The following is a 13276-nucleotide window of genomic DNA, read 5'->3' as shown; positions in this document are numbered from 1 at the left end:
ATGCAGGCCATCGATCTGGGCGCCATTCTGGAGCAGACGTTCATCGTTGCCCTCAAACTGAGCGCCCCCGCCCTCCTGACCGCGCTTGGCGTCGGCCTTCTGGTCTCCCTGGTCCAGGCCGTAACGCAGCTCAATGAAGCCACGCTGTCCTTTGTTCCAAAGGTTCTCGCCATCGGGGCCGTCATGGTGATGGCAGGGTCCTTCATGACCGCGACGCTCATCGGTTTTGCCCGACACCTCTTCGATCAGCTCATTCTCGTCGGCACGACCTGAGGCTGCCGCCTTTCAGACCCGGATTTGACTGACATGCGCGCACTCAAAGAAACCGTCCTGTGAACACGGGTCTTACCGATACGGCGGTCCCTCCAGTGCTTCAGGGCCTTGACCTCAGCGGCCCGGTTCTGAGCGTCTGGGCCCTCGCTTTCGTGCTGGTTCTCTCCCGTACTGGCGGAGTTGTCATGCTCATGCCCGGCGTTGGCGAACAGTCCATGCCGATGATGGTCCGCGCCGGATGCGCCATCACGCTGACGGTCCTGCTCCTTCCGCTCGTCGCCCCTTTGCTCATGCAGACACATCTGGACGCACTCGCGCCTGTCGCCCTGTGCGGCATGATCGCCGTCGAACTTTTCGCGGGGGTTCTGATCGGCTGGATGGCCCGACTGATCTGCATGGCCTTGCCAATTGCCGGTCAGATCATTGCAGTCTGCATGGGCATTTCTAGCGTCCTTCAGCCCGATCCGGATCTCGGGTCCGGCAGTTCCGCTCCTGCCCGTTTCCTCAACCTCCTGGCGCCGCTCGTGCTGCTCGTGACGGGTGCTTATATCCTGCCCATCCGCGCCATCCTCGGCAGCTACACCATTATTCCTCCCGGCGGTGCGCTCCTCCTCGCCAACACACATGCACACTGGAATCTGCTGGGCGATTCCGCACAGGGTGTCATCCAGCTCACAGAACACAGCTTCGCTCTGGGACTGGAGCTCAGCGCCCCTTTCCTGATCCTGTCCCTTGTCTGGCAAGGCATGCTGGGCATCATGACGCGCCTTCTCCCGACGCTACAGATCTACAACGCCGCCAGTCCCCTGCAACTTCTGGGCGGCATCGCCCTTCTCGGCCTCACCCTCAGCACCATGATCGCCATCTGGCAGGGACAGGCCTTCGACGTCCTTCGGGCCCTTCCGAGCCTCTGAACGATGTCTGACTCCGACGACAAAACAGAAGCCCCGTCAGCCCACCGCCTCCAGAAAGCGCGCGAGGACGGCCAGATCGTCATGTCCCGCGAGGCCATGAGCTTCGTGGCTCTTCTGGGAGGATTTGCGGGAATCTTCATGATCCTGCCCTACCTCGTGACGGATTTTGTCCACAGCATGAAAGCCCTCATGGCCAATGCAGGCACCGTCCCGATGGCACAGGGCGGTTTGCTGAACAGTACGAATCACGCCATTGAAGCGGGCCTGTCCCTGGCCGTACCCCTAGCTGCCACCGTGGCCGCCTTCTGTCTCGGTGCCGGATTTCTGCAAACGGGCTTTCTCATCCACCCCGGCTCATTGCTCCCCAAACTCGAACGGGTCTCTCCCCTCGCCGGCTTCAAACGCATCGCAGGCGGCGGAACCCTGCCGGACACGTTCAAGGCCCTCGCAAAATTTGCAATCTTCGCCGTAGTTCTCTGGCATATCAGTAAAAACGCCATTCCAACCGCGTCACGCATGGTCGGATTGGAACCCGGCCCCCTCCTGAAAATGATGACGGATCTCGGATTCAGTGCCGCGGCCTCGATGATCGGCGCACAACTGGTAATCGCGGGCTTCGATCTTTTCTGGATGCGCTTTCGCCATATGTCCAAGCTGAAAATGAGCCGCGAAGACCTCAAGGACGAGTATCGAAATGCGGAAGGCGATCCGCATGTGAAAGGCCGCCAGAAAGCCTTGCGAGCCAAAGCCGCCAGACAACGCATGATGGCAGCCGTCAAGACCGCCACTGTAGTCGTCACCAACCCGACGCACTACGCAGTCGCTCTTGTCTATGAAAAAGGCAAAGGTGGCGCTCCGAAAATCGTAGCCAAAGGCATGGATGACGTCGCCGCCAGAATCAGGGAAATCGCACAAGACAACCGCGTCCCGATCGTCGCCAATCCGCCTCTGGCCCGTGCCCTCTTCACCCTCCCGCTGGAAAGCGAGATCCCGGCCGAGCACTTCAAGGTTGTCGCGGCCATCATCGCTTATGTGTGGAAACTCAAACGCCCCGCAGGCCTTTCCGCCCCCTTGAGGTAAGCCTGCCCCTCGCACAGGAAAAAAATCTTCCACCAAAGCCTGTCTTCCCCTTGGCGTCACAGGGTGCAGACATGATATGCGTCCCAGAAGAACATTTGCGAACACAGGCAGGCGACAGCCATGACTGACATGGCACTTTGCGAGAATGACTGCCCGGTCTATCGTGGTTTCCAAACGCCAGCCCGAACCTATTGCGAGGATTGAATGGACAAGACCAAGGCGCTTGAAGGCGCACTCAGCCAGATTGAGCGTGCTTTCGGCAAGGGCTCGATCATGCGCATGGGCCAGCGGCCAAAAGTGGAAACGAATGTGATTTCCACCGGCTCCATCGGGCTGGATATCGCGCTGGGGATCGGCGGCATGCCCCGCGGCCGCATTGTCGAAATCTATGGCCCGGAAAGCTCGGGCAAGACCACACTTGCCCTGCATGTTCTGGCCGAAGCCCAGAAGAAGGGCGGCACCGTCGCCTTCATCGATGCCGAACATGCGCTCGACCCCGGTTACGCCCGCAAACTCGGCGTCAATATCGACGATCTTCTCCTGAGCCAGCCGGATGCCGGCGAACAGGCTCTGGAAATCGCCGATACGCTCGTCCGTTCCGGCGCCGTGGACGTTCTGGTCGTGGATTCCGTTGCGGCCCTCGTCCCACGCGCCGAGCTTGAAGGCGACATGGGCGACAGCCATGTGGGTCTGCATGCCCGCCTCATGAGCCAGGCTCTGCGCAAGCTGACGGGAACGGTCTCGCGCTCCAACACGCTCGTGATCTTCCTCAACCAGATCCGTATGAAGATCGGCGTGATGTTCGGCAATCCGGAGACGACCACGGGCGGCAACGCCCTGAAGTTCTACTCCTCCATCCGCCTCGATATCCGCCGCATCGGCTCCATCAAGGACAAGGACGAGGTTGTCGGCAACCAGACCCGCGTCAAGGTCGTCAAGAACAAGATGGCCCCCCCGTTCCGTCAGGTCGAGTTCGACATCATGTATGGCGAAGGCATCAGCAAGATGGGCGAACTGCTCGATCTGGGCGTGAAGGGCAACATCGTCGAGAAATCCGGCGCATGGTTCTCTTTCGACAGCCAGCGGATTGGTCAGGGACGTGAGAACGCCAAGCAGTTCCTCCGCGATCATCCGGAAATGTCGTCCGAAATCGAACGGCGCATCCGGGCTGAAGCCGGTGTTCTCGCCGACGCCCTGATGACGGACCCAGAGCCCGACGCAGACGGCGCTTCGGAAGACTGAAACGAAAAAGGGCTCCCGTAACGGAGCCCTTTTTTATTGCCTGCGTCTCTTGCGAAAAGAACCGCTCAGGCCGCAACCCGGTTGCGAACCCGATCCCAGAGCTTCGCACCCTTGATGATCGCGCGTGCAATTGCAGGGGTCGTCGTCGGCCGTAGCAGTCGTGGATCATAGCCGGCAAATCGGCGGTCGTTTTCATCCAGACAGAGCTGCATGAGGTCCGGAACCTTGACGTCCATGGCCGTCATGTCCTTGGCACCCGTCACCGTGAAGTTGTTATCCTGTGTATGTTCTTCGCCGTTTTCGTCGATGGAACGCGCCAGTCCCATCCGCTCGTAAGCCAAGAACAGCCACACCCCGATCACACGCAGCTCAAACCAAGGCCGCTTCCACACCGGCATGGTCGCCCGATGCCAGGCCAGCCAGTTCGCAAACAGCAGGATATGGCGGCATTCTTCCTGCATCACCGGCTCGAACGTCTCGATCAGTTCCTGCGGGAACAGCCCGGCCCGCTCGGCGAGGGCAAACAGTCCGAACGCAAAGAAGCTGTCCACACATTCCGAAAAACCCGTGACCAGATAGGCCCATTCCGTGTCTTTCGGCGTGATGTACGGAGGCTCCGGTGCCATCGGAATCTTGTAGGCCTCGACCAGCTTGGACAGAACTTCCTTGTGCCGGTTCTCTTCCCACGCATTCCGCGAAAGCGCGTCTTTCATGTCCGGATCGGTAATCATGTCCGCATAGGCGGCCATACGAAGGCGCGCCTTGCCTTCGGTCTGGACCGCAATATCCCAGATCGGCAGGGACGTGATGCGATGCAGCGTCTCCGGATCAAGTTCAGGCCAGTCGATGACGGAGGGCTTGTACGGATTGAACGTGTCGCGGAACATCGCAGCGACAGCCCGCTTGTGTTCTTCCGTACCGGGCTTGAGCGGACCCTGGATCGGGCTGCTCCAGTGGCGCGCTTCGTAGTCAACGCGCTCTAGCGTCTTCTCCGACGGTGCGTCGGGAAGATGGGAATAGATTTCGGCCAGACTTTTCATGATGGTCTTCGCGGCGTGCCCGAAGACACGCCGTGCCCCTTGGAGCTTGTAGTTTTACTTCAGATCGGTCGCAGAATTGATGATACGGTTCACAAGCCCGTATTCGATCGCTTCCTGCGCCGACATCCAGTAGTTGCGGTCCGTATCCTTGGCGATCTTTTCGTAGGTCTGCCCGGTTTCTCTGGCGAAAAGACGGTTCAGACGCTCGCGCATCTTGATGATCTCGCGCGCCTCGATGTCGATATCCGTGGCCGGACCGCGCACCCCGCCCATCGGCTGATGCAGCAGAAAGCGCGTGTTCGGCAGACAGACGCGCCGCTCGGGACGGCCAGCCGCATAAATCAGCGCTCCGGCGGAAGCGACCCAACCGGTCCCGATCATGTTGATCGGCGCAATCGAATCCACAAAGCGGATCATGTCATGGATGGTGTCGCCACTCTCCACATGACCGCCCGGCGAGTTCACATAGACATCGATCGGCTTGTCGGACGTTCCGGCCAGCGCCAGCAGACGACCGGTCACATCACGCGCGATCTTGTCGTTGATACCGCCGAAAATCAAAACTTTCCGCTGATCGAACAGACGGCCTTCAAGCTCGCTGATCGGGCTGTTCAGCGTCTTGTTGTCTTCCTCGCGGGTTTCGCGCTCCGGAGCATCCGGCTCGTCATCCAAGCGGGTCGGGTTCATTCTGGTGATATCCATATCGTTTCCAGATCCAGCATGCATCTTCATACCCCCTATCCTGCGCTTCGTTTTCGTCGGTGCCAAGTCCTCCTTCCGTCTCAGGTGGACAGGACCACTCGCCATCCCCGTTCCGAACGGCTAGTGTCCGCCATATTTCGACATTCCAAAGACGGCAGGAACGGCACAGTGGCCCCAGGGATCAGCAGGCAGCCCATGACAGCGGCAACACGCAGAACTGCGGGAAAAATCCCGTTTCTCCTGCTGATGACCGCGCCACTTCTGACGGCCTGCCAGCATCGGGACATGACCGACACCGTCACCGGCTGGTGGCATGGCTTCGAAGGCGGTGAAATCGCAAAATTGCGCGCGCCTCCGCCGGGGGAAAACCTGCCTTACCCCCATGTCGGCCGCACGCCCACGCAGGCACCGAACCTCCCGACCCCGGAAGCCCGCCTGTCGCTGACGACCCGCCTTGAAGCGCAGCGCAACCTCGCCCAGCGCGAAAGTGCTGCTCAGGGCGCTCTGCCGACCATCCCGCCGCCGCCCAAACCTACACCGGCGGCCGTGACGACCGCCAACGCCGAACAGAGCGGCATGACCATGACAACCGTTGGCCAGCCGGAGCCCGAAAGCCCGTCGGCCATCAACCCGGCACCCGACACACCCTCCACGGCCTCTCCTGCGCCAGCTCAGGCTCCGGCAAAAAAGCCCCCTGTTCAGGCACAGCCCCCAGCCCTGGAAGCCGAACTTCCTCCCGTGGTGGCCAAATCCATCCCGCCAACCCCTCCGGGCGAATTTCCGAAAATCGGAGACCTCCCGCCCCCACCGCCGCAGTTTCCGGGGTTCGACCTCCCGCGTGACGCCATGCTGAGCGATCCTGTCCAGCCGGATATCGACACCTCAACACCCGAAGGTACCCTGATCCGCTTTCAGCCCGCCACCGACCACGTCATGGGCAACCCGCAGGGCGATTACCAGCATATCGTCTCACAGCGCGGCAACCGCCCCCTGACCATCCGGGGCTTCGGCGCCTTCATGAGCGCGGACGCCGCACTTGCCCCTGCGGACCAGAACCGGGAAATCGCTCTCGGCCTGCTCCGCGCCCGCGTGGTCGCCCGCGCCCTGATCGAACGCGGCGTCCCGGCCTCCTCCATCATCCTCAAGGCCGAAGCCATCGGCGACGGCGTGCGCGTCACGATCGGAGGCTGACCGAGAGGCCGAAAGACACATTGTGAGATCTGTCACAGTCAGACTGTTCCACTCCTGAAAAAACCTGTCTATCGTCGCCTCTCCCTTTCACCCTCTGCCCCAGAGCTGGTCATGACCGAAGAGTTCCACCGCATCCGCCGCCTGCCGCCCTACGTGTTCGCTGAAGTGAACAAGGCCAAGGCCGCCGCGCGAGCCGCCGGTGACGACATCATTGATCTGGGCATGGGCAACCCCGACAGCGCACCACCCGCGCATGTCGTGCAGAAGCTGATCGAGACGGTCGGCAATCCGCGCGCTCACGGTTATTCCGTCAGCCGTGGCATTCCGGGCCTGCGCAAGGCCATGGCGAATTATTACGAGCGCCGCTTCAACGTCTCGCTGGACCCGGAAACCGAGGTCATCGCAACGCTGGGCTCCAAGGAAGGGCTAGCGAACCTCTCCGCCGCCATCACGAGCCCCGGCGACACGATCCTCGTCCCGAACCCATCGTACCCGATCCATCAGTTCGGCTTCATCATCGCCGGAGCCTCCGTCCGCTCGATCCCGGCCACGCCGGACGAGGACATGCTCCGCGCTCTGGACCGCGCCGTCCGTCATTCCGTGCCCAAGCCCACGGCACTGATCGTCAACTTCCCGTCCAATCCGACGGCTTTCGTCGCGAACCTCAATTTCTACAAGGAACTCGTGGCCTTCGCGCGCCGGGAAAACATCTGGATCCTGTCCGATCTGGCCTACGCGGAAATCTATTTCAATGAGAACGAGCCGCCCCCGTCCCTCCTCGCCGTTCCGGGTGCCAAGGACGTGGCCGTCGAGTTCACGTCCATGTCCAAGACCTACTCCATGGCGGGCTGGCGCATGGGCTTTGCGGTCGGCAATCCGAAGCTGATTCAGGCCCTGACACGCATCAAGTCCTACTTGGATTACGGCGCCTTCACGCCCATTCAGGTCGCCTCCGTCGCCGCACTGAACGGCCCGCAGGACTACGTGTCCGAAATCCGCGCCATGTACAAAGACCGCCGGGATGTTCTCCTGCGTGGCCTTCAGAGCGCCGGATGGGACGTACCCGTGCCCGCAGGCTCGATGTTCGCCTGGGCCCCCATTCCCCCCGCCTTCGCCGAAATGGGCAGCGTCGCCTTCTCCAAACTCCTGCTCAAGGAAGCCGGGGTTGCGGTTGCACCCGGCCTTGGATTCGGGGAATACGGCGAGGGCTTTGTCCGGATCGGACTTGTCGAAAACACCCAGCGGCTGCGTCAGGCGACGCGGGCCATCAAGAGCTTCATGACCCGGCACGGCGCCGGGGCCGGAACCGCTGACCTTCTTGGAGCTGCATCATCGTGAAACCACTGCGGATCGGACTGGCTGGACTTGGAACTGTCGGGATCGGTGTCATTCGTCTCCTGCGTGAGAACGCTGACCTGATTACCGCCCGGGCCGGTCGGCCGATCGAAGTCGTGGCCATCACGGCCCGTGACCGCACGCGCGACCGTGGCGCCGACCTGTCCGCCATGCGCTGGCACGACAGCGCCACCGCCGTGGCGCAGGACCCGGAGATCGACGTCGCCGTCGAACTCATCGGCGGCTCCGAAGGTCCGGCGCATGACATGGTCCGCACCGCGCTCGAACGCGGCCTGCCGGTCGTGACCGCGAACAAGGCCCTCGTGGCCCTGCATGGCGACAGCCTCAGCCGCCTGTCCTCGGAAAAGAACGCTCCCCTCCTGTTCGAGGCGGCTGTGGCGGGCGGCATCCCCGCCATCAAGCTCGTTCGCGAAGGTCTGGCCGCAGACCGCCTCCTCAGCGTCGGCGGCATCCTGAACGGGACCTGCAACTACATCCTGACCGAAATGCGCGCCACGGGCCGGGATTTCACGGACGTCCTGACCGAAGCGCAGGCCAAGGGCTATGCCGAAGCCGAACCCTCCACGGATGTGGATGGCTGGGACACGGCCCACAAACTCGCCATTCTGGCCGGTCTGGCCTTCCGCCCCATCGCGTTCAAGACGCTCTCCGTTCAGGGTATCCGCGACATCACCGCGACCGATCTGAAGTTCGCCGACGAACTCGGATACCGCATCAAGCTCCTCGGCATGGCCCGGCAGGCTGACAACGGCAGCGTCGCAGCATGGGTCCGGCCCTGCCTCGTTCCTACCAAAGCCCCCATCGCCGCCGTCGATGGCGTGTTCAACGCCGTCTCCACGCAGGGAGTCTTCAGCGGTCCAATGACCATCTCCGGTCGTGGCGCGGGCGAAGGCCCGACCGCCAGCGCCGTCGTCGCCGATCTGATCGATCTGGCGCGGGGAACCGCCATTCCGGTGTGGGGCACAGCTTCCGTTTCACCCGCTGCCGACTGCGCCAGTCTCGCTGATTTGAACAGCGCTTTCTATTTACGTCTAAACGTTCAGGACCGTCCGGGCGTAATGGCAGAGCTGACATCGGTTCTCCGGGACCACGATGTCTCCGTTCACTTTGTTTCCCAGCATGATGCTGCAACCGGATGCGCCGACCTGACAATCATCACCCATCAGGTTCCTGAAAAAGCCATTCATGCAGCCGCAACAGCACTCGCCGTCCTTCCTGTCGTGACCGGAAAGCCGCTTGTGCTCAAAATCGAGGATCCCCTTGCGTGATCGACCCTCAGAACATCCCCCCCTATCGCGTCACTGACCGCAACCTTGCCCTTGAGCTCGTCCGCGTGACGGAAGCGGCCGCAATCGCTTCCGCACACTGGACCGGTCGCGGCCAGAAGAACGAGGCGGACGGCGCAGCCGTACAGGCCATGCGCGCCGCCTTCGACACCGTCGCCATTGACGGCATCGTCACCATCGGCGAAGGCGAGATGGACGAAGCCCCGATGCTCTATATCGGCGAGAAAGTCGGCTCTGGCGGACCGGCGATGGACATCGCGGTCGATCCGCTCGAAGGCACGAATCTCTGCGCCAAGAGCCTGCCGAACGCCCTGACAGTCGTGGCGCTGGCCGAGCGCGGCAAGTTCCTCCACGCGCCTGACATCTACATGGAAAAGATCGTCGTCGGCCCGGACCTTCCGGAAGGCGTAGTGGATCTGGACGCCTCGATCGGCAACAATCTCCGCTCGCTGGCCAAGGCCAAAAAGCGCAACGTGTCGGACATGGTCCTGTGCGCGCTTGACCGTGAAAGACATGAAGAGCTGATCGCTTATGCCCGCGAAGCCGGTGCCCGCGTCATGCTCCTCAGCGACGGTGACGTCGCAGCCGCCATCGCAACCTGCGTAGACGGCGGCGGTGTGGATCTGTACGCCGGTTCCGGTGGTGCGCCCGAAGGCGTTCTGGCCGCCGCAGCCATCCGCTGTATGGAAGGCCAGATGCAGGGCCGCCTCCTGTTCGAAGACGACACCCAGCGTCAGCGCGCCCGCGAAATGGCGAACGGCCTCGACCCGGCCCGCAAGCTCTACCTGCACGACATGGCCGCCGGCAACGTCCTGTTCTCCGCAACAGGCGTCACATCCGGCCCGCTCCTGAAGGGCGTGGAACGTCCGAGCGCCACCCGTGCCCGCACGCATTCCATCGTGATGCGTTCAAAATCCCGCACGGTGCGCTATATAGAGAGCCATCACAGCTTCAAACCACAGGCAGAACCCGCGTCCTGAACGGAGAACCATGCTCGCAGACGATACGGGCGCCGTCCTCGGCGTAACCCGAAGTGCAGGAAACCGCCGCTGGATCTGGCGCGATCCCAGACTGGCGGAAGCAGACAACCGGCTGGCTCTCGCTCTCGCCCAGCAGGCCAATATTCCTGAACTTCTGGCCCGTATCCTCTCGGCACGAGGCGTCGCACCCCACGACGCCTCTTCGTTTCTCAATCCCCGCCTGCGCGACGCCATGCCCGACCCCTCCTGCCTGCAGGACATGGACCGGGCCGCCGAACGTCTCGCACAGGCCGTCCGCAACCACGAGCATGTCGGCCTGTTCGGCGACTACGACGTGGACGGCGCCTGCGGCACAGCCCTCGTCTGCGACACGCTGCGCGAACTCGGCTGCACCGTCAGCACCCATATCCCCGACCGCCTGACCGAAGGCTACGGCCCCAACACCGCAGCCCTTGAAAACCTGCTGTCACAAGGTGCGACCCTGCTGGTCTGCATCGACTGCGGCACAGCTGCGATCGACATCCTCAACGGCCTGACAGACCGTGCCGACATCATCGTTCTCGATCACCACAAACCCGACGGAGCCGCCCTGCCAAAAGGCATCGTGGTCAACCCAAACCGGCTGGACTGTGCGTCGGGCCTGAACAACATCTGCGCCACAGCCGTCGCATTCCTCACTATGGTCGCCACGATCCGACTCCTGCGCCGCACCAACTGGTTCGACGACGAACAGGCCATCCCCGACCTGCTCCAGCGCCTCGACCTCACGGCCCTCGCCACCATCTGCGACGTCATGCCCCTGACCGGCCTGAACCGCGCACTGGTCATGCAGGGTCTGCGCGTCATGTCGCGTGGAGAGCGCCTCGGACTGGCCACGCTCTCCTCCGTCGCAGGCGTGAAGGAAGAAGCCAGCGCTATGGCCTGCGGCTTTGCCCTCGGGCCTCGCATCAATGCCGGAGGCCGCATCGCACAGGCCGATCTTGGCCTGAAACTCCTGCTGTCCGAAGACGTCGTAGAAGCCCGCGCCCTCGCGGAACAACTCGATCGCGTCAACCGCCAGCGCCAGACCGTCGAATCCACCATCCTCGATTCCGCGATGGAACAGGCCCAGCAGCAGCTTGATGCAGGCCACGCCGTCATCTTCCTGCATGGTGAAAACTGGCACCCCGGTGTGGTTGGCATCGTCGCAGGCCGCCTGAAAGAGCGCTACAATCGCCCTGCCCTGGTCGCCGCCCTGACCGATGGCATCATTAAAGGCTCAGCCCGCTCGGTTCCCGGACTGGACCTCGGAACCGCCATCATCGCCGCCCGCCAGAACGGCCTCCTCCTCACAGGCGGCGGACACGCCATGGCCGCCGGGTTCTCCCTTGCCGCAGACCGCGCGGAAGACTTCCACGCCGCCCTGAACACCCAGCTCTCCACGGCACTGGCACTCCCCAAACAGGACGCGCTGAAACTCGACGGCATCATGACACTGGCCGGAGCCTCCATCGCCGTCGCCGATCAGCTCGCCCGACTGGAACCTTTCGGCCCCGGCAATGAAGAACCCGTTCTCGCCATCAGCAATGTCCGCTGCGTCAAAAGCGAACGCATCGGCAAGGACGGCAACACGCTCCGCGTTATCCTTCAGGGCGAGGACGGAAACACCCGCCTGCGGGGTCTGGTCTTCCGTGCAGGCGACAAACCCTTCGCCCCCCTGCTGGAAGACCGCGCCATGCCGCTGCTCCACGTCGCAGGCACATTGCGCGCCGAAACATGGCAGGAGCGAAAAAATCTATCTTTTTTCATTTCCGACGCAACAGCCGCTTGACGCCCCCCGAAACCCCCTCTATACACCCGCTCACGCCTCCAGTCCCGTTCGTCTAGAGGCCTAGGACACTGCCCTTTCACGGCGGCAACACGGGTTCGAATCCCGTACGGGACACCAAATTTTTGGTAATGATATCAGCAGATTAAAGCTATATCGGGCGCCAGAGCCAAAAAATTAAGTAGCGATTTTGGACCAATTCTGGACCAATGACGATTCCGTCTCATTTCGGAGTTCGTCTCATGGCCCGTATAAAGTCCGCCGAAAATGCTAAAGATCCCGCCACGGGACGTCCGCTGCCCGATGGTGTGAGTTGCCGGGGGCCAAAGCAATACAGGGCCCGCAAGCTGGTCAACGGCCAGCGGATCATCAGAACATTTGACACCGCCCGTCTTGCCCGCGCGTGGCTCGAGGAAACCTCGGTCAAAGTCCGCGAAGGGCGTCATATCGACGTCCGGGCCCTGGACGGCCTCGTGCTTCGAACTCTGATCGAGCGCTACCGTGACGAATGCCTGGCTCACCGCGACGCTGACCGGACAGGCCATATCCCGGCACTGCTTCGCGATCCCATCGCAGACCTGAAGCTTTCTCGCCTGACGGTTCCAGAAGTTCGAGGCTTTCGCGACCGCCAGGGCAAGGATCTGGCCCCTGCGACAGTCGTCAAGCGGCTCAACCTTCTGGCCTCCATCCTCAATCATGCCATGAGCGAATGGGATGTTCCGCTCACGCTGAATCCGGCTTCAGGCCGTATGATCAAGCGGCCAACGGGCGCCGATCGCAAGCGCAACCGACGACTGCAGGAAGACGCTCCGGAGAGCCCAACGACCCCCAATCCTCCCAACATGACAGAAGCCAGCGAATATGACCGCCTGCTTGCCGCAGTGACGTCCGAAAGCCATCCGGATGACGTCTGGTTTGTGAGATGGGCCATCGAGCAGGCCACCCGATTAGGCGAAGCCGCGTCCCTGCGCTGGCGCGATGTTAATCTTGTGGCACGAACAATTTCGCTCCGACACACAAAGACCCTGCATCTTGCCGAGGAGATGGGACCGGAATTACGCCCGCTGATGCCCGGGGCACGAGCGCTCCTCTACGACAAGCTGAACACGCTTTCTGCTCCACCTGATCCGGATGACCTGATCTTCCAAATCGGCGATGAACGCGCTTTTTCAGTACGATACGGTCGGCGTGTTAAAAAAGCAGGGCTTGACGATCTGACGTTTCACGACCTCCGGAATGAAGCCACTAGGCTCAGGACTCATTCTTTGAGGCAGAAGATGACGCTTGCTGCGATGTGGATTGCGGACATGAATGTATGAGCGCAGCGCTCATATCGGGTCGCAACACGTCGCCAGTCTTTCAGCTTTGCGAACATGTTTTCGATCAGATGGCGCTTTTTATATAG

13 protein-coding genes and 1 tRNA gene are annotated in these 13276 nt (G+C 62.0%); 11 read left to right on the top strand and 3 right to left on the bottom strand.

Going from position 1 to position 13276, the window contains the following annotated elements; translation table 11 throughout:
* From JK176_RS00070 to recA, 4 genes are all read left to right on the top strand, one after another.
* The gene (locus tag JK176_RS00070; protein WP_194261790.1) at positions 1 to 273 is read left to right on the top strand and encodes a flagellar biosynthetic protein FliQ; all 273 of its coding nucleotides are present in this window, start codon (positions 1 to 3) and stop codon (positions 271 to 273) included.
* A gap of 59 nt (positions 274 to 332) precedes the next feature.
* On the top strand, positions 333 to 1187 hold the full coding sequence (locus JK176_RS00065) for a flagellar biosynthetic protein FliR (protein WP_349291883.1): 855 nt from the start codon (positions 333 to 335) through the stop codon (positions 1185 to 1187).
* A gap of 3 nt (positions 1188 to 1190) precedes the next feature.
* The gene (locus tag JK176_RS00060; protein ID WP_194261789.1) at positions 1191 to 2267 is read left to right on the top strand and encodes a flagellar biosynthesis protein FlhB; all 1077 of its coding nucleotides are present in this window, start codon (positions 1191 to 1193) and stop codon (positions 2265 to 2267) included.
* A 204-nt stretch (positions 2268 to 2471) separates the two neighbouring features.
* The gene (recA, locus tag JK176_RS00055) at positions 2472 to 3509 is read left to right on the top strand and encodes a recombinase RecA (protein WP_206032902.1); all 1038 of its coding nucleotides are present in this window, start codon (positions 2472 to 2474) and stop codon (positions 3507 to 3509) included.
* Between the two features lie 65 nt (positions 3510 to 3574).
* Here the strand turns inward: recA and JK176_RS00050 are convergent, their stop codons facing one another.
* Complete coding sequence (locus JK176_RS00050; protein ID WP_194261787.1) at positions 3575 to 4549, bottom strand: ferritin-like domain-containing protein; 975 nt, start codon at positions 4547 to 4549, stop codon at positions 3575 to 3577.
* A 54-nt stretch (positions 4550 to 4603) separates the two neighbouring features.
* The gene (locus JK176_RS00045) at positions 4604 to 5281 is read right to left on the bottom strand and encodes an ATP-dependent Clp protease proteolytic subunit (RefSeq protein WP_194261786.1); all 678 of its coding nucleotides are present in this window, start codon (positions 5279 to 5281) and stop codon (positions 4604 to 4606) included.
* 165 nt (positions 5282 to 5446) lie between these two features.
* On the opposite strand from JK176_RS00045, the gene JK176_RS00040 reads away from it, so the two are divergent.
* The 7 genes from JK176_RS00040 to JK176_RS00010 all read left to right on the top strand — a co-directional run bounded on the left by JK176_RS00040 (position 5447) and on the right by JK176_RS00010 (position 13190).
* Positions 5447 to 6442 carry a hypothetical protein gene (locus tag JK176_RS00040; protein WP_211585834.1) on the top strand — a complete coding sequence of 332 codons (996 nt, stop codon included), beginning with the start codon at positions 5447 to 5449 and terminating at the stop codon, positions 6440 to 6442.
* 111 nt (positions 6443 to 6553) lie between these two features.
* Complete coding sequence (locus JK176_RS00035) at positions 6554 to 7780, top strand: LL-diaminopimelate aminotransferase (protein WP_211585833.1); 1227 nt, start codon at positions 6554 to 6556, stop codon at positions 7778 to 7780.
* Positions 7777 to 9066: a homoserine dehydrogenase gene (locus JK176_RS00030; RefSeq protein ID WP_194261783.1), complete on the top strand. Its 1290-nt coding sequence runs from the start codon at positions 7777 to 7779 to the stop codon at positions 9064 to 9066. Before JK176_RS00035 ends, JK176_RS00030 begins: the two co-directional genes overlap by 4 nt.
* Positions 9063 to 10064 (top strand): class II fructose-bisphosphatase, encoded by a 1002-nt coding sequence (gene glpX / locus JK176_RS00025; protein ID WP_194261782.1) that lies wholly within the window; start codon positions 9063 to 9065, stop codon positions 10062 to 10064. Before JK176_RS00030 ends, glpX begins: the two co-directional genes overlap by 4 nt.
* Before the next feature lie 10 nt (positions 10065 to 10074).
* Positions 10075 to 11874, top strand: coding sequence for a single-stranded-DNA-specific exonuclease RecJ (gene recJ / locus JK176_RS00020; protein WP_211585832.1), 1800 nt, complete (start codon positions 10075 to 10077; stop codon positions 11872 to 11874).
* 41 nt (positions 11875 to 11915) lie between these two features.
* Positions 11916 to 11991 (top strand) — tRNA-Glu (locus JK176_RS00015).
* A gap of 122 nt (positions 11992 to 12113) precedes the next feature.
* On the top strand, positions 12114 to 13190 hold the full coding sequence (locus JK176_RS00010) for a tyrosine-type recombinase/integrase (protein WP_249194070.1): 1077 nt from the start codon (positions 12114 to 12116) through the stop codon (positions 13188 to 13190).
* On the opposite strand, the gene JK176_RS00005 is transcribed toward JK176_RS00010, so the two are convergent.
* The coding region (locus JK176_RS00005; RefSeq protein WP_211586127.1) for a transposase at positions 13130 to 13276 on the bottom strand (147 nt) is incomplete at its 5' end. The genes JK176_RS00010 and JK176_RS00005 overlap by 61 nt on opposite strands.

This window comes from Gluconobacter sp. Dm-73, from assembly GCF_018256215.1.
Classification (GTDB): Bacteria; Pseudomonadota; Alphaproteobacteria; order Acetobacterales; family Acetobacteraceae; genus Gluconobacter; species Gluconobacter cadivus.
Note: the sequence above shows the minus strand (reverse complement) of the source record. Positions and strands in the feature narration are given on the sequence as shown.

Coding starts and splice junctions, on each gene's coding strand:
- JK176_RS00070 (WP_194261790.1), top strand. CDS start 1: ATGCAGGCCATCGATCTGGGCGCCATTCTGGAGCAGACGTTCATCGTT.
- JK176_RS00060 (WP_194261789.1), top strand. CDS start 1,191: ATGTCTGACTCCGACGACAAAACAGAAGCCCCGTCAGCCCACCGCCTC.
- recA (WP_206032902.1), top strand. CDS start 2,472: ATGGACAAGACCAAGGCGCTTGAAGGCGCACTCAGCCAGATTGAGCGT.
- JK176_RS00050 (WP_194261787.1), bottom strand. CDS start 4,549: ATGAAAAGTCTGGCCGAAATCTATTCCCATCTTCCCGACGCACCGTCG.
- JK176_RS00045 (WP_194261786.1), bottom strand. CDS start 5,281: ATGAAGATGCATGCTGGATCTGGAAACGATATGGATATCACCAGAATG.
- JK176_RS00040 (WP_211585834.1), top strand. CDS start 5,447: ATGACAGCGGCAACACGCAGAACTGCGGGAAAAATCCCGTTTCTCCTG.
- JK176_RS00035 (WP_211585833.1), top strand. CDS start 6,554: ATGACCGAAGAGTTCCACCGCATCCGCCGCCTGCCGCCCTACGTGTTC.
- recJ (WP_211585832.1), top strand. CDS start 10,075: ATGCTCGCAGACGATACGGGCGCCGTCCTCGGCGTAACCCGAAGTGCA.
- JK176_RS00010 (WP_249194070.1), top strand. CDS start 12,114: ATGGCCCGTATAAAGTCCGCCGAAAATGCTAAAGATCCCGCCACGGGA.